We start from the raw sequence: 25,676 nt of genomic DNA on the forward strand, positions 1-25,676 counted from the left end.
GTTATATAGCAATCAATTATTGAGCGTAACGATTATTTTGTAACAAAGATTAATGCATTAAGCCTATTACTATAGCGACAAAGTCCCTGCAGTTGGCACAATGATTAGGAAATTTGAGATATACGATTAGTGCTAAACTTTCTTCTGTATAAATCGGAGACGTAAAATGACCAACTTGCTCACTGAGTATGTACGAGGAGAGATATGGATTACGGACTATCCGGTACATTATGCAGGTTTAGATTTTTTTTCACGAATGACTGTTGTTCGTTTGATTGATAACAAGCTGCTGCTTCATTCCCCTTGCCAAATTGATCAGGCGATGAAAGCCGAGTTGGCCCAGTTGGGAGAAGTGGCCTATATCGTGGCGCCGGGCTCGTACCATCACTTACATATAATCTCGGCACAAGATGTCTATCCGTTGGCGAAAACCATGATATGCCCAGGGGTAGAGCAGAAAGTGCCTGATATTCAGTTCGACGAGTTTCTATGTGACAAAGTACCGGACTGCTGGGTTGATGATTTTGATCAGGTGTTAGTGCGAGGTACTAAATATATGTGGGAGGTTGCTTTTTGTCATAAGCCCAGTCGTACACTCATTTTGGTCGATTTAATAGAAAATATTGGTGACAAAACCCAAGGGATCGGCTGGGGACTGAAAATTTGGTGGAAACTGGTTTTTAGAATGTGGAATAAACCAAAGCCTGCGCCTGAATATCAATTAGGATGGAAAGATAAAGTTGCCGCCAGACAGTCGCTTTTACATATTTTGGGTTGGGATTTTGAACGAGTCATTATTTCCAATGGTGATTTAATTGAAAATAATGCCAAAGAGGTTGTGCGCTTGGCTTGGAGCGTACCACTTGAATCTTGAGGTAAATAGTAAACGGAATAACCTATCGCAATCTATTATTCCGTTTGTTCTGCAATAAAACCCTAAAATTATAATTTCATTATCGTTTATTTGTGGTTAGAAAAGTTCTCACCTTTAGCCAAGCGATCATAAAGAATCACGTTTACCGCAGCTGCCAGGTTCATACATCCTGTGGTCGGAACATAAATCGTTTCGCGGCAAAAATCGGTGATTTCTTTTTTCAGCGTATTGTCTTCCGGACCAAAGATATAAAAGGCGCGTCTTGGGTGTTTATAGTCCGGCAAGGGTTTGGCACCTTCAATGAGATCCACTGCAACAGGGACACAATCGTGAGGAATAATATCTTTCAGATCCTGTACGCCGATGAGTGGGATATCATGATAGGCTTTTTTTGTATCAGTACAGAATTTCTTAGCAAGATCATATCGTGTACCTGTGTAAAAAACCGAATTTACGCCATAGCAGCCTGCTGCGCGCATGACCGAACCAACATTTTCAGGAGTCTTGGGATTGAACAGCCCCACACAGGAATAACCTTTGCTCATATCGTGTACATCTTCAAAATTAAAATTGAGGCGGGATTATACGGATTTTTGTGGGTAATTGCAGGGGGATTATGAAAAGCGGAGCAAAAAGAACAAAAGCCCTTTCTTTATAGGAAGGGCCTGCACCATAGCCGTTTGTTTAGCCACAGCATTTCTTGTATTTTTTACCGCTACCACATGAGCATGGATCGTTGCGGCTAGGTGTTTTTTCAAACACGGTCGTTGCCGGTTTGTTCAGGATCGTGTCCAGCTCAACTAGATCTTCTTTTGCCTCTACATTGACTGTGATATTTGCAAACAGGTTGTTTTGCGCCACGATAGCTTCAACTTCTGCCTTTCGCTCATCACTCGTTACCGTTAGGGGCAATGGGTTAGCTTCAGTACCTAACTTAGCCGCTCGTTTGGTGTTATAGCCGAAGCTTTCATGCTTAGGCTTTTTTTCGATGCGCCCTTTGTAGAAAAATTTAGACATAGTGTAATCCTGTGTACCGTTTATTTTGCAAATTCAGAACTGAAGCTGGCTCTGAATCATGTAGTCCGCATCTGCGGAATGGGTTGCGATGGTAACGGTTAACATCGCAGCCTGCAAGTAATAGACCATTTCAGCAAGTCGGCTTTTTTAAACCTGCAAGATTCGATTTATGCGCCGAAGATATTGTGTTCTAACCGGGATACCGACATTGTCGAAATGTGATTCCTGTCCTATCGTAGAATAATGATAACTTGAACATTTTTTCTTTATGTAGGGGAGCCGAGGCTGGCAGGGAGAGGCTAATGCTTGGAAAAATACCATTTGGCATAGCGATGTTGCTTGCAGCTACTGCAATTAATGCCGCTGAAATAATAGAATCAACACACCTGGTGGGGTTCGGTACCGCCAAGTATTCCAGTGATTTCTCTCACTTTGATTATGTAAACCCTGATGCGCCCAAAGGTGGTCAGGTAATTTATGCGCAGGTCGGTACCTATGATAGCTTTAACCGGTATGCGACGCGTGGTGTCTCTGTTGCCGGTGCAGATACAATATACGATACCCTATTTGTTGCCTCTAATGATGAGATAGACAGTCATTATCCGCTGATTGCTGCAAAAGTACGATATGCCGATGACTTCTCTTGGATGGAAGTGGACATCAACCCTAAGGCACGCTTTCATGACGGCCATCCAATAACTGCTGACGATGTCGCCTTTACCTTCGATAAGTTTATGAAAGAAGGCGTGCCGCAGTACAAAGTTTATTTTAAGGACGTCAAATCAGTCACCGCGAAGTCTGAGTTAACGGCCCGTATTGAGATGAACAAGCCTAACCGGGAGATTTTGTTTGCAGTGGTTCAGGGGATGAATGTGTTGCCTGAGCATTTTTGGAAAGACAAGAACCTTAGCGAGCCGTTGAATGAGCCGCCGCTCGGTAGCAGTGCTTACAAGATCACCCGTTATAAGTCTGGCCAGAGTGTAACCTATTCGTTGGTTGAGGATTATTGGGCGAAAGACTTGCCGGTGAATATTGGGCGCAATAACTTTGATAAAATCAAATATGATTACTACCGTGACGAAACGGTGACACTCGAAGCTTTCAAGGCGGGTGAGTATGATATTCGCGAAGAAAACGTTGCTAAGTTCTGGGCAACCTTGTATCAAGGCACGAACTTCGATAAGGGCTACATTTTAAAAGAAGAAATTCCCCACCGGATCCCGCAGGCTATGCAGGCCTTTGTGTTTAATATTGAAAGTCCATATTTCAAGGATCCCAAAGTTCGTGAGGCTCTGACGTATACCATGGATTTTGAATGGATGAACAAGAGTTTGTTCTATAACCAGTACAAGCGAACACGAAGTTACTTTCAGAACACAGAATATGAAGCAAACGGCTTGCCGTCGAGCGAAGAATTGAAGGTACTGGAACCCGTAAAAGACAAAGTCCCGCCGCGCGTATTTACCGAAATATATCAGCCTCCTGTTACTGATGGTTCCGGACGCATTCGTGCTCAAGTGCGTAAAGCTCTGGGCCTAATGAAACAGGCGGGTTGGGAGTTGAAAAACAAGGTCATGACCAACAATAAAACGGGCGAACCGTTTGTGTTTGAGCTGTTGATCTACAGCCCTTCGACAGAGCGTTTGGCTATCCCGTTGCAAAAGAACCTTAAGTTGATGGGGATCGACATGAAGATCCGTACGGTTGATACGACTCAATATATCAAACGACTGCGTGATCGTGATTTTGACATGGTTTCGGCTGGGTACAGTGCCAATCCGTACCCAAGTCCGAACCTGCTGATTGCCTGGAACAGCAACTTTATCGACAGTACCTACAATACTGCGGGGGTAAAGGATCCGGCCATTGATTATCTGACCGAGAAGATAGTAGAAAATCAGCAAGACCCTGATGCACTCCTAAGTTACGGTCGCGCGCTAGACAGGGTACTGCAGTGGAATTTCTATGTGATACCGCAGTGGCATATCAGCCAGTTCCGGGTTGCCAGCTGGGATAAATTCTCTCGTCCGGCGGTGAGACCAAAGTATGCGCTGGGCAAAGACACCTGGTGGGTAGATCCGCATAAAGCCGAAAGGCTACCTGAGAAACGGCGTTAGTTTCACCCGATAGCACTAACCACTCAGCGTGTATCAGCGCTACATGCCGAGTGAATGATTAAAAGGGCACAGGGAAAGATGTCAGCATATATTATTCGTCGCTTGCTACTGGTCATTCCGACCTTATGGGCCATCATCACTATCAACTTCTTTGTGATACAGATAGCGCCCGGAGGGCCGGTGGAGCAGGCTGTTGCCCAACTGGAAGGTCACTCATCAGGGATCATGGAGCGATTCACCGGCGGCGGCCAGGAAGTTAAGGCGATTGAGCCGGGAGAGAACGGCAGCAGCTACCGCGGCTCTCGCGGGCTTGACCCCGAAGTGGTCGAAGCCATTAAAAAACAGTTTGGCTTTGATAAGCCGTTGCTTGAACGCTATGCCGATATGCTGAAAAACTACGCCACGTTTAATTTTGGTGAGAGCCTGTTCAAAGGTGGCAATGTGATTGATTTGATCATCGACCGCTTGCCAGTCTCCGTTTCTTTAGGGTTATGGAGTACCCTAATTATCTATTTCGTCTCTATACCGCTCGGGATCGCCAAAGCCATTAAACACGGCTCTCGCTTTGATGTCTGGAGCAGTGCCATCATTATTATTGGCTATGCTATTCCAGGATTCCTATTTGCTATTTTGTTGATCATCTTCTTTGCCAGCGGCAATTATTTTAGTTGGTTTCCGTTACGGGGACTGGTTTCGTCTGATTTTGACCAACTCACTTGGTACCAGCAAATTCTGGATTACTTCTGGCATCTAACCTTGCCTATCCTGGCGATGGTGATCGGTGGTTTTGCTACCTTGAGTATGCTGACGAAAAATTCTTTTCTTGATGAGATTAATAAGCAATATGTCGTGACGGCTCGAGCCAAAGGGTTGGACGAACGCAGTATTCTTTACCGCCACGTGTTCCGAAATGCCATGCTGATCATTATTGCTGGCTTTCCGGCGGCCTTTATCAGTATTTTTTTTACCGGCGCGATGCTGATTGAGGTGATGTTCTCGCTGGAGGGGATCGGGCTGCTGGGATTTGAATCCACTATCCAGCGTGATTACCCCGTGGTGTTCAGTTCGCTGTATATCATGACGTTACTCGGTTTATTGCTAAATATTATTTCGGATTTGACCTATACCTTTGTTGATCCACGCATTGATTTTGAGGCGCGCTAGATGAACCCGCTTACGAAGGAGAGATGGGCTAGATTCCGCGCACACAAGCGCGGTTACTGGTCGATGTGGATTTTTACCTTGTTATTTTTCGTTAGCCTGTTTGCGGAAATTATTGCCAATGACAAGCCATTGCTGATCAATTTTGATTCAAACTATTATTTTCCGATTGTTGAACAATACACCGAAACCGAGTTTGGCGGTGAATTTGAATCAGAAGCGGACTATACCGATCCTTACGTGGCTGACTTGATCAATGCCGATGGCTATATGATCTGGCCGATTATTCGTTTTAGTTACGACACCATCAATTACGATCTGGCCGGTCCTGCACCGTCGCCGCCAGATGGTGTGAACTGGTTGGGAACGGACGATAAGGGGCGGGATGTGATGGCCCGGATCATCTACGGTTTTCGGGTTTCTGTCTTGTTTGGTTTTGCCCTGACCATAATATCAACCATTATTGGTGTGATTGTTGGGGCGTGCCAGGGCTATTACGGTGGTTGGGTTGATCTGTTTGGTCAGCGCTTTATCGAGGTGTGGTCTGGGATGCCAACCCTGTTTCTGTTGATTATTCTGTCGAGCTTTGTCGAGCCGAACTTTTGGTGGCTACTGGGGATCATGGTGCTGTTCAGCTGGATGGGGTTGGTCGGGGTCGTGCGCGCAGAGTTTCTGCGTTGCCGTAACTTTGACTATGTCCGCGCCGCTCAGGCGCTGGGTGTCAGTGATGGTCGGATCATGCTGCGGCATATGCTGCCCAATGCTATGGTTGCCTCGCTGACCATGATGCCTTTTATTCTGAGCGGTTCGGTAACAACCCTGACTTCGCTTGATTTTCTTGGCTTTGGTTTGCCGGCTGGTTCACCGTCGCTGGGTGAATTGCTCGCTCAGGGCAAGACCAACCTGCAGGCACCGTGGCTTGGCCTGTCGGCCTTTGTCGTATTGTCTATCATGCTAAGCCTGCTGGTGTTTGTCGGTGAAGCAGTCCGGGATGCTTTCGATCCCCATCATCAGAGATAAGCTATGGCGACGACTCCAATACTAACAATTGAAAACTTGTCGGTGGGCTTTCAAAGCGGCACTGAAATAGAGCAGGTGACCTATGGTGTGAGCCTGGATATACGTCGTGGTGAAACGCTGGCGCTGGTGGGGGAAAGTGGCTCGGGTAAGTCCGTTACCGCCAATGCGATCTTACGTCTGTTGCCAAAGTCATCGGCCCGGTACCTTGCGGGTCATGTTCGCTATGACGGTACGGATATGATGACATGCAGCGAACGTGAAATGCGTCGGATGCGGGGGGATAGGATTGGAATGATATTTCAAGAGCCGATGATGTCACTCAATCCACTGCATAAGATAGGTCGCCAGCTTTGCGAAACGCTGGCTATTCACCGTGGGACGAGACCGAAAGAGGCTGAGAACAGGGCGCTAAGCTGGCTCAAGAAAGTCGGCATTCGTAATCCTGAGAAACGACTGACAGCCTATCCGCATGAGCTCTCGGGCGGAGAGCGGCAACGGGTAATGATCGCGATGGCTTTGATTAATGAACCGGAACTGCTGATTGCCGATGAGCCGACGACAGCACTGGATGTATCGGTTCAGGCTCAGATACTGGATCTACTCAAAGATCTCCAGCAGGAGCTGGGGATGGCGATGCTGTTTATTACCCATGACTTGAGTATTGTCCGTCGTATCGCTGATCGCGTGGCTGTCATGAAACTTGGCCAACTAGTTGAAACGGATACCAGAGAGGTGATTTTCAACAGCCCCTCTGATCCTTACACCATTCAGCTGATCAACTCCGATCCCAGTGGTAGTCCCGTTCCGGTAGATGTTAATGCCCAGCCGTTATTTGATATTAATGATTTAAGGGTCTGGTTTCCGATCACTGGCGGTATTCTCAAGCGGGTTAAGGATCATATTAAAGCTGTAACCGATGTCAGTTTTATCCTTCGTCAGGGGCACAGCGTCGGCTTGGTTGGCGAAAGTGGTTCGGGAAAGTCCACAACCGGAATGGCGATACTTAAACTGCTAAATAGTGAAGGTAGCATTCATTTTGATGGCGTTGATATCTCGGGATTGAACCGTAAGCAAATGCTTCCTTACCGGAGCAAGTTACAGGTTGTGTTTCAGGACCCGTTTGCGGCACTGAATCCGCGAATGTCGGTGGCACAAATTATTGGTGAGGGGTTAAAAATCCATAAGTCATTGACTCCGGACGAAGAGGATAAGGTAATTTGTGATGCGATGCGGGAAGTGGAGCTGGATCCAGAAACTCGCCATCGCTACCCTAATGAATTTTCCGGCGGGCAGCGGCAGCGAATTGCGATTGCCCGTGCATTGGTGCTCAAGCCTGAATTTATATTGCTGGATGAGCCGACATCGTCATTAGACAGAACCGTACAATTTCAGGTACTGACTTTACTGAAGTCACTGCAGCAGAAACATGGCTTAAGCTACCTGTTTATCAGCCATGATTTAAACGTCGTGAAGTCGTTATGCCACTATACGTTAGTGTTAAAGGAGGGCAAAGTGGTCGAGCAGGGGAGTACTGAGCAGATCTTTAATGAGCCTCAACAAGACTATACCCGACAGCTGGTAAATCTATCGGCAGTGTAATATTAGATAGTGTTGTTGACCGGAGTTTCTGCTACTGCTGGTGTTATTGTTCAAAAAGCATTCTTTTTAAGGTTTTAACTATCACTGTTATAGGCAAAACCGAATATCCCTTCTAGCTGCGAGTGCTAACATCTTGAGCATCTGATAATTTACAGGTCATGTTGATCTGAATGGGAATGCTCAATGGTTAAGCCTGAAAATAATTGTATTGTCATTTTTGGCGCGTCAGGCGATCTGACCCACCGAAAACTGATACCAGCCTTCTATCATCTTTTTGCCAACGGACTGTTGCCTGAAGAATTTGCTATTTTGGGTGTCAGTCGTACTGCTTACTCGGATCAAGCATTCAGAGATAAACTCAAACAGGCATTAACGGCTACAGAGAAAGTGGATGAACAAACACTTGAAGCTTTTTGCCAACATCTACATTATCAAGCGCTTAATACTGCGGCGGTTGAAGACTATGTCCATTTAAAGACTCGCCTTGATGATCTTGGTGAGCGTTGTAATACCGGTGGCAATACCACGTTTTATTTAGCCACTCCGCCTACCCTGTACAGTGTTATTCCAGAGTGCCTTGCCGCATATGGATTGAACGATGAGTCAAACGGCTGGAAACGCCTGATTGTCGAGAAGCCATTTGGCTACGATCTGGAATCGGCTCAGGTATTGGATAAGCAGCTACATTGTCACTTCCAAGAGCACCAGATTTATCGTATCGATCACTATTTAGGTAAGGAAACCGTACAGAACCTTCTGGTTTTCCGTTTTGCCAATGGCATGTTTGAGCCTTTATGGAACCGAAACTTTATTGATTATGTTGAAATTACGGCTGCTGAATTCTTAGGGGTTGAAGAGCGCGGCGGTTACTACGACGGAGCGGGTGCGGTTCGCGATATGTTCCAGAACCATCTGCTTCAGGTATTGGCGATGGTCGGTATGGAGCCGCCGGCTGCTATCAATGCCGATTCTATGCGTGATGAGGTGGTTAAGGTGATGCACAGCCTACAGCCACTCTCTGATGAAGATCTGAAAAATAACTTGGTGCTGGGCCAGTACACTGAGTCAGATGTTCGAGGTGAGCATCTGCCCGGTTATCGGGATGAACCTGGGGTCACCGCCGATTCCCGTACCGAGACTTATGTCGGGCTCAAGATGTTTATTGATAACTGGCGCTGGAATGGTGTGCCTTTCTATGTTCGGACTGGTAAACGACTACCGACACGGGTGACTGAGGTCGTGATTCATTTCAAGAAAACGCCGCATCCCGTGTTTAGTGCCAATGCGCCTAAGAACAAGCTGATCATTCGTATTCAGCCGGATGAAGGGATTTTAATGAGCTTTGGTCTGAAAAAGCCTGGTGCAGGCTTTGAAGCTAAAGATGTATCGATGGATTTCCATTACGAGAGCCTTGAAGAAACCAATATGCTGACCGCTTATGAGCGCTTGCTGCTTGATTCAATGAAAGGAGATGCGACGCTTTTTGCCCGTACTGATGCGGTGAAAGCGTGTTGGAAGTTTGTCCAGCCGATCCTTGAGTACAAAGAAAACTCAGAGCACCTGTACGGCTATGCTGCCGGTACATGGGGGCCGAAAGAGGCGGATGCTTTACTGGCGGGAGACAAGCGTGAATGGCGCTTTCCTTGTAAGAACCTGACTAATACGGACTATTGCGAGTTATGAGTGAGATGAACTACCACGTGTTTGAAAGCTCGGCACAGGTTGTTGAGTCGTTGGCAAAAAGCCTGCTGGAATATAGTCAGCTAGGACGTCCGGTGCATATATCTTTGTCTGGTGGCAGTACGCCATCACAGCTGTTTTCTTATCTTGCCAACTCGGAGTATGCCTACACGATAGCCTGGCACAACCTGCATTTCTGGTGGGGAGACGAGCGCTGTGTAGCCCCGGATAATGAACAAAGCAATTATGGCCAGGCAAAGGCACAGTTATTTGATCATATCTCCATTCCAGCTGCAAATATTCACCGCATCCGTGGTGAAGACTTTGCGGCATTAGAGGCGGTGCGTTTTGCTGAAGAAATGCGGACGGCGATCCCGATGCAAGATGATACCCCTGTATTCGATTGGATTTTGCTTGGCATGGGAACCGATGGGCATACCGCTTCGTTGTTCCCTGGGCAGACCGATTACGAGACAACAGAAATTGCCACGATTGCAGCGCACCCTGAGACTCGCCAAATCAGGGTGTCAAAGACGGCTCACTTGCTAGCGAGTGCCAAGCGCCTTACTTATTTGGTCCTGGGTGAAAGTAAGGCTCCCGTGTTGAAACAAATTGCTGATCATGCCGCTGAAGCTGCAATGTATCCGGCAGCGAAGGTGAAGAGCAAATTAGGCATTACCGAGTGGTATTTAGATTCAGAAGCAGCCAAAGAGCTGGCGTAAGGAGAAATGAATGAAAGGTGATATTGGTGTAATCGGCCTGGCAGTTATGGGCCAGAACCTGATTCTGAATATGAATGATCATGGTTTCAAAGTCGTGGCGTATAACCGTACAGTCTCAAAAGTAGAAGAGTTTCTATCTAGCGCGGCCAAGGGAACAAATATTATTGGCGCTAGCTCGCTGCAAGATTTGGTCGATAAACTGGAAAAACCGCGCAAAGTTATGTTGATGGTTCGTGCTGGTGACGTGGTTGATCAGTTTATCAACAACCTAGTGCCTTTACTGGACGAAGGCGACATCATTATTGATGGTGGTAATACCAACTATCCTGATACCAATCGCCGTGTAGCGGCATTGCGTGACAAAGGGATCCGCTATGTTGGCGCCGGTGTCTCTGGTGGTGAAGAAGGGGCACGTTTTGGACCTTCAATTATGCCTGGTGGTGATCCTGAAGCGTGGCCGCACGTTAAACCCATTTTTCAGGCAATTGCTGCCAAGACCGACGAAGGTGAAGCATGCTGTGATTGGGTCGGCAAACAAGGAGCAGGGCATTTTGTCAAAATGGTTCATAACGGTATCGAATATGGAGATATGCAGCTAATCAGTGAAGCCTACCACTTTATGAAAGAAGGCCTTGGACTGTCTCATGATGAGATGCAGTCAATCTTCACAGAATGGAATAAAACCGAACTAGACAGTTACTTAATCGAGATCACCGCGGATATTTTGGGTTATCGCGATGAAAATGGTGAGCCGCTGGTGGAAAAAATTCTGGATACAGCAGGCCAGAAAGGAACCGGCAAGTGGACAGGCATTAACGCTCTTGATCATGGTATACCGCTGACCCTGATCACCGATTCTGTATTTGCACGTTGCCTATCTTCTTTGAAAGATCAGCGTGTTGAAGCTGAAAAGTTATTCAACAACCCGATCACTCAGGTTGAAGGTGATAAGTCTGAATGGGTAGATGCGCTAAGACAGGCGCTGCTGGCGTCAAAAATTATCTCTTATGCGCAGGGCTTTATGTTGATCCGTCAGGCCTCGGAAGATAATGACTGGTCGTTGAACTACGGTAATGTTGCCTTGATGTGGCGTGGTGGCTGTATTATCCGAAGTGCATTCCTTGGCAATATTCGTGATGCTTACGAAGCGAATTCACAGCTGGCTTTCCTTGGTTCTGATCCTTACTTTAAAGAAATCTTGGAGAGCTGCCTACCAGCATGGCGCAAAGTTGTTGCTAAGTCATTTGAGTTGGGTATGCCAATGCCATGTATGTCATCGGCGCTGACCTTCCTGAATGGTTACACAACAGCCCGTTTGCCTGCGAATTTGCTACAGGCACAGCGTGACTATTTTGGTGCGCATACTTACGAGCGTACGGATAAGCCGCGTGGTGAGTTTTTCCATACTAATTGGACTGGTAAAGGTGGAGATATCTCTTCGACCACCTACGATGCATAAGAGCTAGGTGTTTAGGCAGAAGTGTCATAAATACACTGACAAATGCTTGCAAGAGGCGCAGTGGCAACACTGCGCCTTTTTGCTATTTGCACCCTTAGCGGGTCAAGCTTACACATCAACAATGGTTAACGATTTGTTAACCGTATGCTGGTGATGGGGATAAAAGAATACTTAGAATGATGTATTGAGACAGCTTGAACATTGCAGATATTTGTCAATATGAAATAGAAGGAAGATGAAGAGTAATATAGCTGGTCAATTAATGAACACATTTAGATGGTGCGTAGTGAATATTTCAGACGCATCATCTTGATAAATCTGTGATCGCGAACATAAATATACGTTTAGTTGCTTGTTTTTCGAACAATACGGATGATTGCAAAATACTTCTTTAGAGAATGAACATCGGTGTGATCTTCATCAGTCAGGGGAATAGACTGGATGTTAAATCATTGTTGATGATCTGTGCTGTACTTCACGCTCATTTGAGTGACAAAATAAAAATCTTAACATTTAGCTTACAATCTGCTTATTATACTGTCCGAGCATTAACCATAATCTATAAGACAGGGAGATTTTAATGCAGTCGTTAGTAGATTTTTTAAACGGAATAATATGGAGCCCGGTACTGATTTACTTGTGCCTTGGTGCTGGTTTGTTTTATTCCATCACAACTCGCTTTGTTCAAATTCGCCACTTTAGAGAGATGTGGCGTCTGCTGTTATCAGGTAAAAGTTCAGATAAAGGTATTTCCTCTTTTCAAGCACTCGCCGTTTCTTTATCAGGACGTGTAGGTACCGGTAACATTGCAGGTGTCGCTGCAGCAATCGGTTTTGGTGGTCCAGGTGCGGTATTCTGGATGTGGGTTGTAGCCTTCTTAGGTGCAGCGACAGCATACAGCGAATCAGCACTGGCACAAATTTATAAAGAAGAAGATGAAGACGGCCAGTTCCGTGGTGGCCCTGCCTATTACATTGAAAAAGCCATGGGGCAAAAATGGTATGCGTGGATTTTTGCCATTGCAACAATCTTTGCCTGTGGTGTGCTTCTTCCGGGTGTTCAGTCAAATAGTATCGGTAATGCGGTTGAAGCTGCATTTGGTACCGGTGGCATGATTGAAACAACGATTGGTACTATCAGTCTGGCCAAGATTTTAACCGGTACTGTCGTTTCGATTATTCTGGCATTCATCATTTTCGGTGGTGTAAAACGTATCGCGAGCTTCACCCAGATTGTCGTGCCATTTATGGCGCTGGCCTACATCATTATTGCTTTCATCATCATCCTGCTAAACATTAACCTGGTACCAACGGTATTCGGCATGATTATCGGTGATGCATTTACACCAATGGCTGGTGTTGGTGCAGCAATTGGTTGGGGTGTTAAGCGTGGTGTCTACTCCAATGAAGCAGGTCAGGGTACGGGGCCTCATGCAGCGGCAGCGGCAGATGTTGATCACCCTGCACAGCAAGGTTTGGTTCAGTCGTTCTCTATTTACATCGATACACTGTTAGTATGTTCTGCGACAGCGTTCATGATTATCATCACGGGTGCTTACAATGTACATGGTGGTGCCGAAGGTACATTCCTGGTACAGAATCTGGCTGCCGATATCGGTGCTAACGGCCCTGTATTTACCCAGATGGCCATCGAGAGTGCAATGCCAGGTATCGGCAAGCCGTTTATTGCCTTTGCACTGTTCTTCTTCGCCTTTACGACTATCCTTGCGTACTACTACATTGCTGAAACGAACATTGCATATATCCGCCGCTCGCTAAAACTACCAGGCATGATGTTCGTACTGAAGATTGTTCTGACTGTTGCTGTATTCTACGGCACAGTAAAAGCTGCGAACCTAGCTTGGGCAATGGGTGATGTGGGTGTTGGTCTGATGGCATGGCTGAACATTGTCGGTATTCTGATCATCTTCTTCCTATCTAAGCCAGCTTTAAAAGCACTTAAAGATTACGAAGAACAGCAGAAAGCTGGCGTAAAAGAATTTACGTTCGACCCAGTAAAATTAGGTATCAAGAATGCTGATTACTGGGAGAAGCGTCTGAAGTCTTCTGGTAAACCAGCAGCGCAGCCTGAAGATGTAGAAGGTGAGCCTGTTAAGACAACGATTTAGTAGAGAGATTTATCTCAAATATCAAAAGGGTTAGCGAGAGCTAACCCTTTTTGCTTTCAGGGGAATAGTATTTAGGCCTATTTAGTTTGCGTTGGAACCATGCACTTCCCATACGCTTAAAGTGCCTTTGCCAAGCGTTGCGTTCGCATCCCATGACCCCGATCCTGATTCAGGATCTTCAACCACAACTTCGCCACCATAGCTTAAGCGAGCGAATGCTTCGATAGTGTGTGAGCCGGAGCCAATATCATAGGCAAGAAAGTTAAAGGTATGTGCGGCTGTTGTATCTAGAATCAGTCCAATCTCTTCTTCTGTCAGATCACATTCATCAAAAGAGATAATCCCATCGTCATTTGTATCTTCACAATTAAGTGAGCCACCAAGTTTTGCCCAAAGTGTTTGTGTACGTTTGTCAAAAATAACATTCCCAGGCTGTGCTAAGACACCATCGACATATACTTTCATCTCGATCTTGGCATCTGCAGTAGAGCTACTCTTGGTACCGCCTTTACTCTTAACAACGGTTTCTGTAAATAGGCTGGTCTCGAAAGATAGTCCGATAACAAGATCTTTAGGGGCTCCTGAATTGCTAAGCTCAGTACTCAAAACTCTGGTATAACCTTCATCATCAGCAAGCATCGCTCTGCTAGCAAGAGCGCCAATCACTGCTGTCCCATTTCCTGTATACGCTGAAGCCGTATTATCTGCATAGCTAGTTGAGGTGATGAGTAAGCCGGCGATTGCCAAGGCAATCGAACTGGTTTTTAAACTATTCATTTCTAATCCTTATTTAATATAGATAGCTTCCCAATTATCTTTGGGGGTAGTGTAAAGCCAGAGTTCACCAAGCAAGAATGCGCTTAAGCCCTGATGTTTATATATGCAAACACTTAAAGACTAGTGCACAACATTCTATACCTTCGGGTATAGAGACTAGGAAAGGTATTAAAAATGCGTTAGGATTTTTTTGTCTTTTTTTGGTGATATTTTGCGGTAATTAAAATAATCAGTTTAAATAGCTTTTTAAATAAACAGGTTAGATAAAAAATAAACAATAAAAAAATTTAACTTCGTCATTATTTTGATTGTAAAAAGTTGATGCCAGATGGAATATTTATGTCAATAATTTAATAGTCGCTGTTTTATAAAGTTTGAGTGGGGCGGAACTGTAGAAGCTGTTATATTCAGCTGATTTCATAATTTATTGGATATAACAGAAATGCCACTCTTAAAAAGAGTGGCATTATATTGTATAAGCAATCTGTTTAGTAATTGGTTATCTCTAAATAACTCCAAGTTTTCCGTTTAGATATCGCATTGCACTAATATCTAAACAATAAATTTGTTCATCACACTGTCTTGCTCGCGAACCTTATTGATTTGCACCTCCATTGCTTCATTTGCTCCGTTGGCGGCATCTGCCACCTGTACCGATAGCTCTTTGATGTTGAGGGTATTGGTATTGATTTCTTCTGCCACTAAGCTTTGTTCTTCAGCGGCAGAGGCTATTTGCAGGTTCATATCGTTAATTTGCTGAATGGCTGCGCTGATACGCGCTAGAGCTTCATCGGCTTCTTGCGCTTTAATCACGGTGTTAGCCGCAGTCTCTTTACTTAACCCCATCACATTGGCCGCGGAACTGGCTCCAGACTGCAGTTGCTCAATCATTTGACGAATTTCAGTCGTTGATTCTTGAGTGCGCTGGGCAAGGGTCCGTACTTCGTCAGCCACGACAGCAAAGCCACGCCCGGAATCGCCGGCGCGAGCAGCCTCGATTGCAGCATTTAGGGCAAGTAGATTGGTTTGATCTGCGATTTCATTGATAACCTTGAGGATAGATTCAATGTTGCCGGTCGCTGTCTCTAGACGTTTAACTACCTCGACGGCTTCATCAATTTGTTCCGAAAGATCGGTGATTGCTGTTGCGGTATGAGAGACGACATCACTCCCTTCTGTTACCGCGGTATCAGCTGCTTGAGCGGCGGAGGCGGCTCCCTGTGCATTACCAGCAACATCGGAAGAGGTTGTGGCCATTTCATGCATGGCGGTGGCCAGCTGATCCAGCTCTTGCAACTGTGAGGACATGGCGCTGGCCGATTGTTTCGCTCCATCTGCGGTCAGTTCCGTTCCACGCATAATATCGTGGCTTAGCGATTTAGACTGAATAATGAGGCTCTGTAATTTCTCGGTAAAGGCGTTGAACCCCTTGGCCAGCTCGGCGAATTCAGTATCGGTATTGGTATCTAAGCGACGGGTAAGGTCACCTTGCCCGGAAGCAACATCTTGAATTGCCACGTTTAGATCCTGCAATGGACGCATCAAGATTTTGATAAGCAGAAGCAGGGCAATAATACCAGCGATCAGCGCGATAACCGAGTATAAGACCGAATCGGTTTTGAGTTTGTCGACAGCGGCAAAGGCAAGGCTTTCATCAAGAACCGCACCGATGTACCAGTTCTGTCCTTCAATTTGGGTAAACGATAGCTTTACTGTCTTGCCATTGAGTTCAGTCGTAGCAACCTGAGTCGAAAGAGACTGATTTCCAAGGAAGTCAGACATAGGCTTACCGTTATATTGTTCCTCGGGGTGGGCGATAACCGTACCGTCGTCGGCAACAATAAACAGGTAGCCGGCGTTAAACAACGATACCTGATTTACCAACTTGGCAAGACCGCCAAGGCTCATGTCAAAGAAGATCGCGCCTTTAAACTCTGTGTTTTTAAACAGAGGTGTGGCAATTGAAACCAAAATTTCATTGGTTACCGCGTCGGCATACGGTGCTGTGATGATTAACTTGCGAGCTTGCTTGGTGTCTTTATACCAAGGGCGGGCACGAGGCTCCCAGCTTGGACCCGGATCCCAGTTTGGATCATTGCTGGTGTAGCTACCATCAGCTTCAAACCCTAGCCCAGTAAGTAGGAAAGCATCTTTGATAATCGGCTGGCTGATAACGGTTTGGATATTGTTTAGTGACAGATCGTTTTCGACTAAGCTGGTTGCGTAACTCGCAAGTGCTGTACGGCTGCTGATCTCGGCATTAACGGTATTACTCATGCCTGATACGATTTCATCGATACTATGCATGACCAAAGATTCGATTTGAGATTTGGTATTGAAATATTGATTGGCAGAAAGCAGCGATAAAGCGGCGAGCAATATGGCTGATGATGTGGCAACGACTTTATGGCTGAACTTCATTTGATGAGACCTCAACGAGCACAAGTTTATTTATAGGTTTGATAACCATTGTGTCGGCTGGGTTGCGCTATTGTTAATGGTGATTGTGGAAATATGTGATCAAGGAATGTATTTTTTTGCGTTATTTCAATTAAGCATTGATCGCCATGTAAAGAAACAGCAACTTAGACAAAGTTAATATATGAATCATGATGCCCAAAGAGTTCAGCTAAAATATTTATCATTTAATCTGGAAATAAAAAAGGCAGCTTAGTTGCTGCCTTAATATATATTAAAGAAACTGGCCATATAAGCAAGATGTTGCTTATTTAATTAGATCATATTTATTACGCAGAATATTGATGATCTCATCTTTGGGATTTTTACTAAGAACAATTTGCTTGCCAGTAATTTTTTCGGCGATACCTGTGTAGACTTTCGAAACCTGCATCAGTACATCTTCAGGAAGCTCATTGTCACGGGCGAGGGCAAAGCGTTCTTCCATACGATCCTTATTTAGAAGAATGTCCGGATCAGGGAAGTGGTTCAGCAGAACCTGGCGGAAGTCTTCTTTTGAGTTTTCGATGATTTTACCATTACGGTAAGCGGCTCCATCCCAGATACGGGATGAGTCCGGGGTGCCCACTTCATCCATATAGATTAGTTTTTCCTGACCGCTTGCATCGGTAACATAGCCGAATTCAAATTTGGTATCGACAAAAATTTGGTCCAGTTTTTCAAGCTCAGCACTGATCACACTGAAGCCTTCCTTAAGCAGTCTTTCGTAGTGGTCAATGTCGTTTGCGCTGCGGAAGTTGAATTTGTCGTAGTTATTTTCTAAATCTGTACGGGTCACGTTAACGTCATCGACTTCCGGTACACCTGGAATACCTTTTAGGATACCTTTGGTCGAGGGTGTCATGAGCAAATTTGGCAGCTTTTGATCTTTTTCCAACCCTTCTGGTAGTTCGATACCGCAGAAGTCACGCTCTCCTTTGCTGTAGGCACGCCACATCGAACCGGTGATGTACTGGCGGCAAATTGCCTCGACCATTACCGGTTTGGCTTTCTGGACAATCCAGACAAAGGGGTGGGGAATATCTAAGATGTGGCTGTCTGCCAGACCGTTGTCACGGAATAGCTTGAACCAGTGGTTCGAGATGGCATTTAGTGCCGCCCCTTTCCCCGGTACGCCCTTGAGACCGCCTTCACCATGCCAAATGCAGTCGAAGGCTGAGATACGGTCGCTGATCACCATAATAGCCAGCGGTGCATCAGGTTGAACATTATAGCCTTTTTCTTCGATCAAACGGCGGCTGTCGGCTTCGGTTAACCAGTAGACAGAACGTACTTTACCACTGTGTACGGGTTTGTCGGTACGGATCGGAAGGTCGTCATTTACAGCGAGAACTTGATCAGCAAGGCTCATGGTGAATTCCTATTTCAATAGTCGAGACGAAGATATACCGAAGTGATCTCAAAGTGCAGGATTCAGAGTGAGCTCACTTGAGTATAAAACCATGCAAGCTAAGCCGTTTTACGGTGTAGGTAAAGTGGCTTAGCCTGTAACTGGGGCAGATAATAGCAGAACTGATTATGCCTTTCAGCAACTAAAGCAAACGTTTGCGTAAATTTAGTTTTTGGAATTGCCTAACCACTAATCATTCCTGGTGACTAAGCGGTAATTAACGGAGCCAAGGCTGGGGAATTATGGCAAAATCACCAACCTTATGGTTTACCAGGTTCAACTTTCACTATGACGCGCTATACACCCGAACAGACAGCATTTATCAACCATCAAACAGGTAATGCACTCTGTATCGCCGGCGCAGGGACGGGGAAGACCACGACCTTAGTGGGATTGATTGAAAATAAACTGGCGCAGATCCCTGCCGCTGAAATGCTGGTGCTGATGTTCAACCGTGATATTCGCAGTGATTTTCAGCAAAAGCTGCAGGCTAAAGGTATTTCGCAAAATGTACCGGTTCATACCTTTCATAGTTTTTGCCTGAAGCTACTAAACCAGACGGGCTTTCTTCGTGAAACGGGTTATCGCATCGATTACCAGAGCGGAGAAAGTGATAAGTCGCTGGTCAAGATGGTATTGCGAGAGGTTGCTGGCAGAGAAAAAGGCTACCAGCGCCAGCAGATGATTAAAGACCCAAAAACAATTGAGCTATTGCTGAGTTTTGTCGGTTTGGTGAAGGCGTATATGCTGCCGCCGAGAGAGGTCTTTCAAATGTCGGAAATAAGCCGTGATTACCTGTTTATTATTGATGCCTATGAACAGTTTGAAACCTTGCGTAAGCAGCACAAGGTACTGTTCTTTGACGACTGGCTAGTCGAATCGGTAAAGATGCTGGAAAACTCGCAGGCTATCAGACAGCACTATCACCAGAACTGTAAGCTGGTGGTGGTTGATGAATTCCAAGATATCAATACGGCGCAATATCGCCTGCTGAAGCAGCTACTTGGCCACGAGGCACAGCTTCTTGCCGTGGGGGATGTTGATCAGTGTATCTATAAATGGCGCGGTAGTGCACCGCAGTTTATGCTCAACTTCGATAATGATTTTGCTCCGGCTACGACCTATACCTTATCTCGTACATTCCGGTTCGGGCATAGCCTTGCACTTTCGGCAAGCCACCTGATTGCCAACAATAAGCAGCGCTTTGATGACTTTTTGACTATCTCGGATGAAGGCGTGAGTGACACCGGTATAGAGTTGTCGGGCTCTCCTCGCCAGGTTGGGGAGATCGCCCAATCGGTACAAAAATATATCAGTGATGGAGGGGAGCCTTCAGAGATAGCTATCCTGGTGCGACGCTGGTCGCAAACCTTGTTGTTTGAACTGGCCTTCCTGAGTAAACAAATACCTTATCAAATGCCGGTACCATCGGTACTGGCTAACAGTCGCGAAGTGAAATTGCTGATTGAGCTGATGTCGCTGGCGACAGGCCGATACGAACAGATGGCGGCTCAGCAGAAAATGCTATTGCTGTTCAATCTGCTCAGCTTTCCCCATTGCTATGTTCCCAATAAGTCGCTTCGTCCACTATGTGATCAACTCGCGGGGATGGAACCCTCTAACTGGGGCGTATTTATCGCCCGTTATGACAAGGCCAACAGCAGTCTGAAGCTGGATAACCTGATTGAGCGGTTAGAGCTGCTGGTGCGCATCCAGCGCAAGGGAAGCTTCAAGGCTCTGGATGTCTATAACCAGTACCGTAACGAAAGCGGTTTGGATAACTGGATATGGAAGACAGAAGCAACGGCAACAGAAATTGAAGAGGCTATCGAGAGGCTGGATAGTGTGGCAACTGTGCTTGAGTCGATGGATCAAAACTGTGCCAAGGCGTTGCAGTATTTTGAGTACTATACCCAACAATCGGCACAGCACTCGGCGCAACAATCCGGTCAGGCTAATCAGGCGGACACAGAGTCTGCCGGGGTACAGTTAACAACCATCTTCCGGGCGAAAGGCTGTGAATATAATCACGTTCACCTGCCGTTCTGGGATAAAGACGCCTTTCCGTATATGAACAAGTCGGCCGGAAGTATTGCTGCCGATGTTGAAGAAGAGCGCCGGTTGGCCTATGTCGGGCTAACACGAGCCAAACAGCAGGCGATGGTCTACTACACTGAACCCGAGCAAAAGACAGCGAAAGCCACCAATGCCAGTACATTTGTTTTAGAAGCAAAGGTTGAACTGGCTAAAGAACTAGGGCCAAAACTCTATCAGCAGGGTCAATTGCCACATCATAAATCACCTGTTGTTGAGGAGTACTACAAGCATCTTGGACGAGAAGGTGATGTACAAGCGCCTGTTGTGGAGAAGGCACGGAATGTAGTGACTTTACAGAATAGTGTTTCGGAGAGCTGCATTTTGGAGAAAGATGCGGACTATAGCTATCACTGGGCACTGCGACAGCCGTTACCGACGAATGCTGAGAAGGTAATTAATGCAATGATCCGTACCAAAACGGCTAAATATCTGGATTCAGAAATCAACCGTGTTATTCGCGAACTGAGTACGGCATCAGATACCAAGCAAAAAGTACTGATTAACAGGCTGATCGTGGCTGCCAATGCCAGAAGCCGGGTCAGGCGATGAGGGACACACCCTAGATAATAGCTTCGAGTGATATCGAGTTTTTTGCCGACTGTCATTTTCAAGATTAAAAATAATGTGGCTACTCTCTAGGGGCTGAAACCGAGATAGCTAAACATAATGCAACATTGATTGGTTGTACAAATAACAACCAACGTTTCTCTTGGTTGAACCAGAGAAGAGCAAAAGCCACTACTTTGGTGGCTTTTTGTTTGCTTCGCTTTTTTCGTCACCAAGATCAACTAGGCTCTATAGCATGCGAAGCAGGTAGGAGCATGATCATGATTACGGCAATATTAGGTGAAGTGCAGCGCGGTAAGCTGCAGCGACTGGCTTTTTTGGGTTATATCGTGTTGCTGACTGTACTGTTGGTTGTGTTTGGCTTGGTGATGGCGTTATTTATTGGTGCTGGCGAGCACTTGCTTGGTGGTGATCTGCAACAAGCTCAGGAAACGATGCATCAGAAGGGGACAACTCCTGTTACGCTGGTATTTTCCGTTGTCTTGGCACTGTTTATCTATGCCAAGTTGAATATAACAGCTAAACGGATTCGAGATATGGGGCTACCGGGTTGGAGAATGGTGCTGGCTATTTTTATCGTTGATATATTGCTAGGGATAATTGTATCTCGGGAAGCAGTAAGTTCATTCATGTTGGTTATATTTCTCTTGCTACTGTTTATACCGACAGCAATGATGGCAAAGAAAAAAGGTGTAGGTTTGTGAGTATCGTGTTGGTTCTGTGAACGTGTTGTTGTGAGGTGAAATGCTGATAGCATTTCGTTAAACTACAACAAACTAATACTAATAATAAAATGCTATGAATACAGAAAAACAACTGACTCGACGGACCGGCCTTCATTATATTTTAGCTGCAGGGATTTTCAGTTTATACGGTGGGCGAGTATGTCCATTTCTCGATACCCTCTCAGGCTGGCAAGCCAGTTTGTACGCCTCTTTGACTTTTTTTCTAATGTTTGCCCTCCGTACGGCATGGGGAAAAAATGGTGAAGATGGCCATTTCACGCTTAAAAATCTGGTGGTATTTGTATTAGGTGCCATCGGGTTATCTGCTTGGTACAGTTACTATCACCACTTTCCGGCAGAAAGCCTGCTAAAAGTGCTGCTGGGCATTGGCAGTCTTGGTGTGCTGATCAGTCTTGATCTCTCGTTGTTCAGGCAGATCTTGCATTATCCGACTCAGATCAAAATGACAAACCTGACGGTGTTGCAACGTTATCGTCATTCTATTGCGTTTCAAATGGCTGCAATGGTGCTATTTGTTGTGGCGTTACTGACAACAATCCTAGGGATGATCGTGTTGAAAGATGTTCGTTGGATGGCTGAAAATATTACGGTATATGGCTCCGAAGCCGCGATTGTCAGTATTGTGAAAGAGTTTGTTTTTGTGGCCGTTGTGCTTGTCGGTTATACCGTCTCGATCATGTACCAATGGTTGAAACTCATGCGTATGTTGCTGGCAAGTCAGCAACAGGTACTGGAGAAAGCGGCTAGCGGGAATCTATCGGTACGGGTACCTGTTGTACAGCATGGCGAAATGGGGGTTATTGCTCATTACACCAATGAAATGTTGGGACGATTGGAAAAAAGTTATGAAGAAGTTAACCTTACACGTGATGTAGCTATTGTCGGTTTATCAGCTCTGGCTGAATCTCGTGATAATGAAACCGGGGCACATATACTTCGAACTCAAGAGTATGTACGAGCACTGGCCAACAAGCTTAAGCAGCAAGCGGAATATCGTGGCTACTTAACAGAGGAAAGGGTTGAGTTGTTGTATAAGTCAGCGCCGCTGCATGATATTGGTAAGGTTGGTATCCCTGATGCGATTTTACTTAAGCCGGGGAAGTTGACTGATGAAGAGTTTGAAACCATGAAGAACCATACTGTGATTGGTGCTCAATCGATAGCGACGGCCGAAAATCAGATGGGGAGTTGCAGCTTTTTGTCACTGGCGCGTGAAATTGCGCTCACCCATCATGAGAAGTGGGATGGCAGTGGGTATCCGCGAGGTTTAGCGGGTGAACAAATTCCGTTATCAGGGCGCTTGATGGCGTTGGCTGATGTTTACGATGCACTGATTTCGAAACGTGTATATAAGCCAGCATTTAGCCATGAAAAAGCCAAATCGATTATTTTCGAGGGCAATGGTACTCACTTTGATCCGCTGGTGGTTAAGGCATTTTTAGCCTGTGAGAGCGAATTTGTTCAAATCGCCAGTACTTATCAAGATGAAGAAGCTTTGGTTGCTTAAAGTATTATTTATTGATTACAAGGTACTTTAAGCAACAACCTATCTTGCTGTTATCTTTGTTTCATATTTTTTAGAGTAATAACTCAGCCTTGGTCATTTTATTGGCGAATGGCGTTGGGAATGAATGATGTGTCCGGCATTTATTAAAATTACTGACAGAATCTGACGGATAGTGTTTGTATTTGTAATACAATGTCTGGTACTAATAGCCACGATGGAATGTCGTTCAGGGAATAACTTCGATTATTAATCTGTAAAGAGTTTTATGCCGACACCTTCTAAGCTGATAGCACACTTTTCGAGACTACTATTGCTCGTTGCTGTACTTATTCCTCACGTATCTTATGCTGCTCATGAGAGTAACAACCTGCCTTGTATCCAATTTTTGAAAACAATGGCTACCGGCAAAGATCAGCCATACCTCGATTTGTATGCACAATCGATTATTACCCCTAAAAAAGCTGAGTTGCGCCTACGAAAACTGGTAAATAAATTAGATCCCAAAAGCTCTCCAGTACGACAAGCTATATACTTGTTAATTCAATACAATATCGAGCAGGCCGAAGGTGACGATGAGACTAAGGCGATGGGATATATCGCCGAACTAAGAGATCTTGGAGAGCAGACGAATAGCCAGTGGATGATTGCAGAAGCGCTGTTATATGAAGCGGCAGATCTGGTAGATAAGCGCGATTATGACTTAGCTGTATCCATGCTTTCAGAGGTTGTTAATTCGGCTCAAGCGCTTGAATACCATTCTTTGTTAGCTCGTGCTCTAAAATGGCAGGGAAATGTCTATGTTGACCGTTCTGAATACAAGCGAGCGTTACAACATTATCAAGATGCATATGATATTTTTTCAGACTGCGGGGATAAGCTGCAACTGGCTAGGGTTTTATCAAACATATCATCGGTTTATATTCGGATGGAAGAGTGGCCGAAGGCAGACCGTTATATTAACAAAGCTCTAGCATTATACCGTAAAGAAGGCTTTTCTAATCCATTCGCGGAAGCGATTCTCCATATCAATGCCAGTGTTATTGATAAATACCTCGAAAGACCGGAGAAACGTGTTTTTCATATTCAACAAGCGATGAAACTGGCGGCAAAAACGAGTTCGTATCGAGTAAAATTAACGGCTCTCATGAATTTGTCAGCAGTACAGTTCGACCATAACGAGCCGGAGCAGGCTATTGAAAGTGCAAAGGCCTGTTTAAAATTAGCTGAATCCTACAATGAGCCAAGGGGACTCGCTAACTGTAATGAAAGTTTGGCAGAGTCTTACTTATTGATTGGGGAGATAGATAAGGCACTCTCTCATGCTTTCTATGCACTGAACATGTATGAGCAGCGCGGTGACCGCAAAGGGTACATTTATGTGAGTAACATTATCGCTGACATCTATGAATCCGCCGGAGACTATAAACAGGCACTGAAGTATTACAAGCAATATGCCGTAGATGGTAAAGAGTACTTGTTTGATGTGCGAAGAAAGGAGTTGTTTGACTTGCAAGAGCGCTTTGAGGCAAGGGTCAAAGAGCAGGAAATCGTATTGTTGAAAACCGAAAACTCTTTAAAAACAGCACGTTTAGCCGAGCAAGAAGCAAGTGAAAATATGCTTCGAATTGGTAGTGGTTTTATCTTGCTCGTTTTGTATTTGCTTTTCCGTCGTTATAGCAATATCAGCCGAAGCAATGTTGCGTTGGAGCAGACTAATGCTGAATTAGCCACCCAGTCAATGCAAGATCCATTGACTGGGCTTTATAACCGTCGCTATTTGGAGTCTTGGTTAGACTCAGCAGCATCAGGAGCTTTTGAATCTGGAGCTTTGATTGTAGTGCTCGATATTGATCATTTTAAAATGATCAATGACAGGCTAGGGCACGACAGTGGGGACCAGGTCCTGACTTTACTTGCTAAACGGTTAAAAGGGGCCACTCGGACAGATGATCTTATCATTCGTTGGGGGGGAGAGGAGTTTGTTCTGGTTGTAAAAGCGAATGAACATGAAGCGAATACAGTATTAGAGCGTTTGCGACGCGTGATTGCTGATGAAACCTTCTTAACGAGCTCTGGAGATATAGCTGTGACAGCGTCACTCGGTGCGGTATTTGCCCCCACACTAGATTCTTTGCAGAAGGGATGGAAGCCTATGCTGGTTGATGCCGATAAAGCGTTATATAACGTTAAATCGTCAGGCCGCAATGGTTATCAGTTAGCAACAGGATCAAATTGATTACCATGGTCATGGCTCTAGTTTATGTGCCCCATCTTAATCCCCCCAGTTATTGTCGCTGAAATGAATATTTTGGCTAGGAGTAATAGCAATCGGGATGA

General features: G+C 45.4%; 18 protein-coding genes. 13 read left to right on the forward strand and 5 right to left on the reverse strand.

The features are described 5' to 3' along the window. Nucleotides 1-166 precede the first annotated feature (166 nt). On the forward strand, nucleotides 167-874 hold the full coding sequence (locus MD588_RS13135; protein ID WP_265697788.1) for a DUF4336 domain-containing protein: 708 nt from the start codon (nucleotides 167-169) through the stop codon (nucleotides 872-874). 86 nt (nucleotides 875-960) lie between these two features. Here the strand turns inward: MD588_RS13135 and MD588_RS13140 are convergent, their stop codons facing one another. Continuing rightward, nucleotides 961-1,419: an RNA methyltransferase gene (locus MD588_RS13140; protein ID WP_265697789.1), complete on the reverse strand. Its 459-nt coding sequence runs from the start codon at nucleotides 1,417-1,419 to the stop codon at nucleotides 961-963. 139 nt (nucleotides 1,420-1,558) lie between these two features. Further along, nucleotides 1,559-1,891 carry a PBPRA1643 family SWIM/SEC-C metal-binding motif protein gene (locus tag MD588_RS13145; protein ID WP_265697790.1) on the reverse strand — a complete coding sequence of 111 codons (333 nt, stop codon included), beginning with the start codon at nucleotides 1,889-1,891 and terminating at the stop codon, nucleotides 1,559-1,561. Between the two features lie 302 nt (nucleotides 1,892-2,193). Here MD588_RS13145 and MD588_RS13150 point away from each other — a divergent pair, with 302 nt between their 5' ends. The 8 genes from MD588_RS13150 (at nucleotide 2,194) to MD588_RS13185 (ending at nucleotide 13,777) form a co-directional block, all read left to right on the forward strand. After that, nucleotides 2,194-4,008, forward strand: coding sequence for an extracellular solute-binding protein (locus MD588_RS13150; protein WP_265697791.1), 1,815 nt, complete (start codon nucleotides 2,194-2,196; stop codon nucleotides 4,006-4,008). Between the two features lie 78 nt (nucleotides 4,009-4,086). Further along, nucleotides 4,087-5,172 carry a microcin C ABC transporter permease YejB gene (locus MD588_RS13155; protein WP_265697792.1) on the forward strand — a complete coding sequence of 362 codons (1,086 nt, stop codon included), beginning with the start codon at nucleotides 4,087-4,089 and terminating at the stop codon, nucleotides 5,170-5,172. After that, nucleotides 5,173-6,189, forward strand: coding sequence for an ABC transporter permease (locus tag MD588_RS13160; RefSeq protein ID WP_265697793.1), 1,017 nt, complete (start codon nucleotides 5,173-5,175; stop codon nucleotides 6,187-6,189). 3 nt (nucleotides 6,190-6,192) lie between these two features. Next, nucleotides 6,193-7,788, forward strand: coding sequence for an ABC transporter ATP-binding protein (locus MD588_RS13165; RefSeq protein ID WP_265697794.1), 1,596 nt, complete (start codon nucleotides 6,193-6,195; stop codon nucleotides 7,786-7,788). A gap of 183 nt (nucleotides 7,789-7,971) precedes the next feature. Continuing rightward, nucleotides 7,972-9,471 carry a glucose-6-phosphate dehydrogenase gene (zwf, locus tag MD588_RS13170; RefSeq protein ID WP_265697795.1) on the forward strand — a complete coding sequence of 500 codons (1,500 nt, stop codon included), beginning with the start codon at nucleotides 7,972-7,974 and terminating at the stop codon, nucleotides 9,469-9,471. After that, nucleotides 9,468-10,190 carry a 6-phosphogluconolactonase gene (pgl, locus tag MD588_RS13175; RefSeq protein WP_265697797.1) on the forward strand — a complete coding sequence of 241 codons (723 nt, stop codon included), beginning with the start codon at nucleotides 9,468-9,470 and terminating at the stop codon, nucleotides 10,188-10,190. Before zwf ends, pgl begins: the two co-directional genes overlap by 4 nt. A gap of 10 nt (nucleotides 10,191-10,200) precedes the next feature. Then, nucleotides 10,201-11,649 carry a decarboxylating NADP(+)-dependent phosphogluconate dehydrogenase gene (gene gnd / locus MD588_RS13180; protein WP_265697799.1) on the forward strand — a complete coding sequence of 483 codons (1,449 nt, stop codon included), beginning with the start codon at nucleotides 10,201-10,203 and terminating at the stop codon, nucleotides 11,647-11,649. A 580-nt stretch (nucleotides 11,650-12,229) separates the two neighbouring features. Then, nucleotides 12,230-13,777, forward strand: coding sequence for an alanine/glycine:cation symporter family protein (locus MD588_RS13185; RefSeq protein ID WP_265697800.1), 1,548 nt, complete (start codon nucleotides 12,230-12,232; stop codon nucleotides 13,775-13,777). A gap of 81 nt (nucleotides 13,778-13,858) precedes the next feature. Here MD588_RS13185 and MD588_RS13190 read toward each other — a convergent pair whose 3' ends face one another. The 3 genes from MD588_RS13190 to MD588_RS13200 all read right to left on the reverse strand — a co-directional run bounded on the left by MD588_RS13190 (nucleotide 13,859) and on the right by MD588_RS13200 (nucleotide 18,383). Then, nucleotides 13,859-14,554: a hypothetical protein gene (locus MD588_RS13190; RefSeq protein ID WP_265697801.1), complete on the reverse strand. Its 696-nt coding sequence runs from the start codon at nucleotides 14,552-14,554 to the stop codon at nucleotides 13,859-13,861. 552 nt (nucleotides 14,555-15,106) lie between these two features. After that, on the reverse strand, nucleotides 15,107-16,975 hold the full coding sequence (locus MD588_RS13195) for a methyl-accepting chemotaxis protein (protein WP_265697802.1): 1,869 nt from the start codon (nucleotides 16,973-16,975) through the stop codon (nucleotides 15,107-15,109). 304 nt (nucleotides 16,976-17,279) lie between these two features. Beyond that, entirely contained in the window at nucleotides 17,280-18,383 is a 1,104-nt protein-coding gene (locus MD588_RS13200; RefSeq protein WP_265697803.1) for a phosphoribosylaminoimidazolesuccinocarboxamide synthase, read from the reverse strand. A gap of 327 nt (nucleotides 18,384-18,710) precedes the next feature. On the opposite strand from MD588_RS13200, the gene MD588_RS13205 reads away from it, so the two are divergent. The 4 genes from MD588_RS13205 to MD588_RS13220 all read left to right on the forward strand — a co-directional run bounded on the left by MD588_RS13205 (nucleotide 18,711) and on the right by MD588_RS13220 (nucleotide 25,575). Further along, nucleotides 18,711-21,068, forward strand: coding sequence for an ATP-dependent helicase (locus MD588_RS13205; protein ID WP_265697804.1), 2,358 nt, complete (start codon nucleotides 18,711-18,713; stop codon nucleotides 21,066-21,068). A 278-nt stretch (nucleotides 21,069-21,346) separates the two neighbouring features. Continuing rightward, a complete protein-coding gene (locus tag MD588_RS13210; RefSeq protein WP_265697805.1) occupies nucleotides 21,347-21,790 on the forward strand; it encodes a DUF805 domain-containing protein in 444 nt (147 codons plus the stop codon). A gap of 94 nt (nucleotides 21,791-21,884) precedes the next feature. Further along, the gene (locus MD588_RS13215) at nucleotides 21,885-23,339 is read left to right on the forward strand and encodes an HD-GYP domain-containing protein (RefSeq protein WP_265697806.1); all 1,455 of its coding nucleotides are present in this window, start codon (nucleotides 21,885-21,887) and stop codon (nucleotides 23,337-23,339) included. A 265-nt stretch (nucleotides 23,340-23,604) separates the two neighbouring features. After that, nucleotides 23,605-25,575 carry a diguanylate cyclase gene (locus tag MD588_RS13220; RefSeq protein WP_265697807.1) on the forward strand — a complete coding sequence of 657 codons (1,971 nt, stop codon included), beginning with the start codon at nucleotides 23,605-23,607 and terminating at the stop codon, nucleotides 25,573-25,575. Nucleotides 25,576-25,676: the final 101 nt, after the last annotated feature.

The sequence above is a fragment of the Photobacterium obscurum genome (assembly GCF_026191635.1).
Taxonomy (GTDB): Bacteria; Pseudomonadota; Gammaproteobacteria; order Enterobacterales; family Vibrionaceae; genus Photobacterium; species Photobacterium obscurum.

Coding starts and splice junctions, on each gene's coding strand:
- MD588_RS13135 (WP_265697788.1), top strand. CDS start 167: ATGACCAACTTGCTCACTGAGTATGTACGAGGAGAGATATGGATTACG.
- MD588_RS13140 (WP_265697789.1), bottom strand. CDS start 1,419: ATGAGCAAAGGTTATTCCTGTGTGGGGCTGTTCAATCCCAAGACTCCT.
- MD588_RS13145 (WP_265697790.1), bottom strand. CDS start 1,891: ATGTCTAAATTTTTCTACAAAGGGCGCATCGAAAAAAAGCCTAAGCAT.
- MD588_RS13150 (WP_265697791.1), top strand. CDS start 2,194: ATGCTTGGAAAAATACCATTTGGCATAGCGATGTTGCTTGCAGCTACT.
- MD588_RS13155 (WP_265697792.1), top strand. CDS start 4,087: ATGTCAGCATATATTATTCGTCGCTTGCTACTGGTCATTCCGACCTTA.
- MD588_RS13160 (WP_265697793.1), top strand. CDS start 5,173: ATGAACCCGCTTACGAAGGAGAGATGGGCTAGATTCCGCGCACACAAG.
- MD588_RS13165 (WP_265697794.1), top strand. CDS start 6,193: ATGGCGACGACTCCAATACTAACAATTGAAAACTTGTCGGTGGGCTTT.
- zwf (WP_265697795.1), top strand. CDS start 7,972: ATGGTTAAGCCTGAAAATAATTGTATTGTCATTTTTGGCGCGTCAGGC.
- pgl (WP_265697797.1), top strand. CDS start 9,468: ATGAGTGAGATGAACTACCACGTGTTTGAAAGCTCGGCACAGGTTGTT.
- gnd (WP_265697799.1), top strand. CDS start 10,201: ATGAAAGGTGATATTGGTGTAATCGGCCTGGCAGTTATGGGCCAGAAC.
- MD588_RS13185 (WP_265697800.1), top strand. CDS start 12,230: ATGCAGTCGTTAGTAGATTTTTTAAACGGAATAATATGGAGCCCGGTA.
- MD588_RS13190 (WP_265697801.1), bottom strand. CDS start 14,554: ATGAATAGTTTAAAAACCAGTTCGATTGCCTTGGCAATCGCCGGCTTA.
- MD588_RS13195 (WP_265697802.1), bottom strand. CDS start 16,975: ATGAAGTTCAGCCATAAAGTCGTTGCCACATCATCAGCCATATTGCTC.
- MD588_RS13200 (WP_265697803.1), bottom strand. CDS start 18,383: ATGAGCCTTGCTGATCAAGTTCTCGCTGTAAATGACGACCTTCCGATC.
- MD588_RS13205 (WP_265697804.1), top strand. CDS start 18,711: ATGACGCGCTATACACCCGAACAGACAGCATTTATCAACCATCAAACA.
- MD588_RS13210 (WP_265697805.1), top strand. CDS start 21,347: ATGATTACGGCAATATTAGGTGAAGTGCAGCGCGGTAAGCTGCAGCGA.
- MD588_RS13215 (WP_265697806.1), top strand. CDS start 21,885: ATGAATACAGAAAAACAACTGACTCGACGGACCGGCCTTCATTATATT.
- MD588_RS13220 (WP_265697807.1), top strand. CDS start 23,605: ATGCCGACACCTTCTAAGCTGATAGCACACTTTTCGAGACTACTATTG.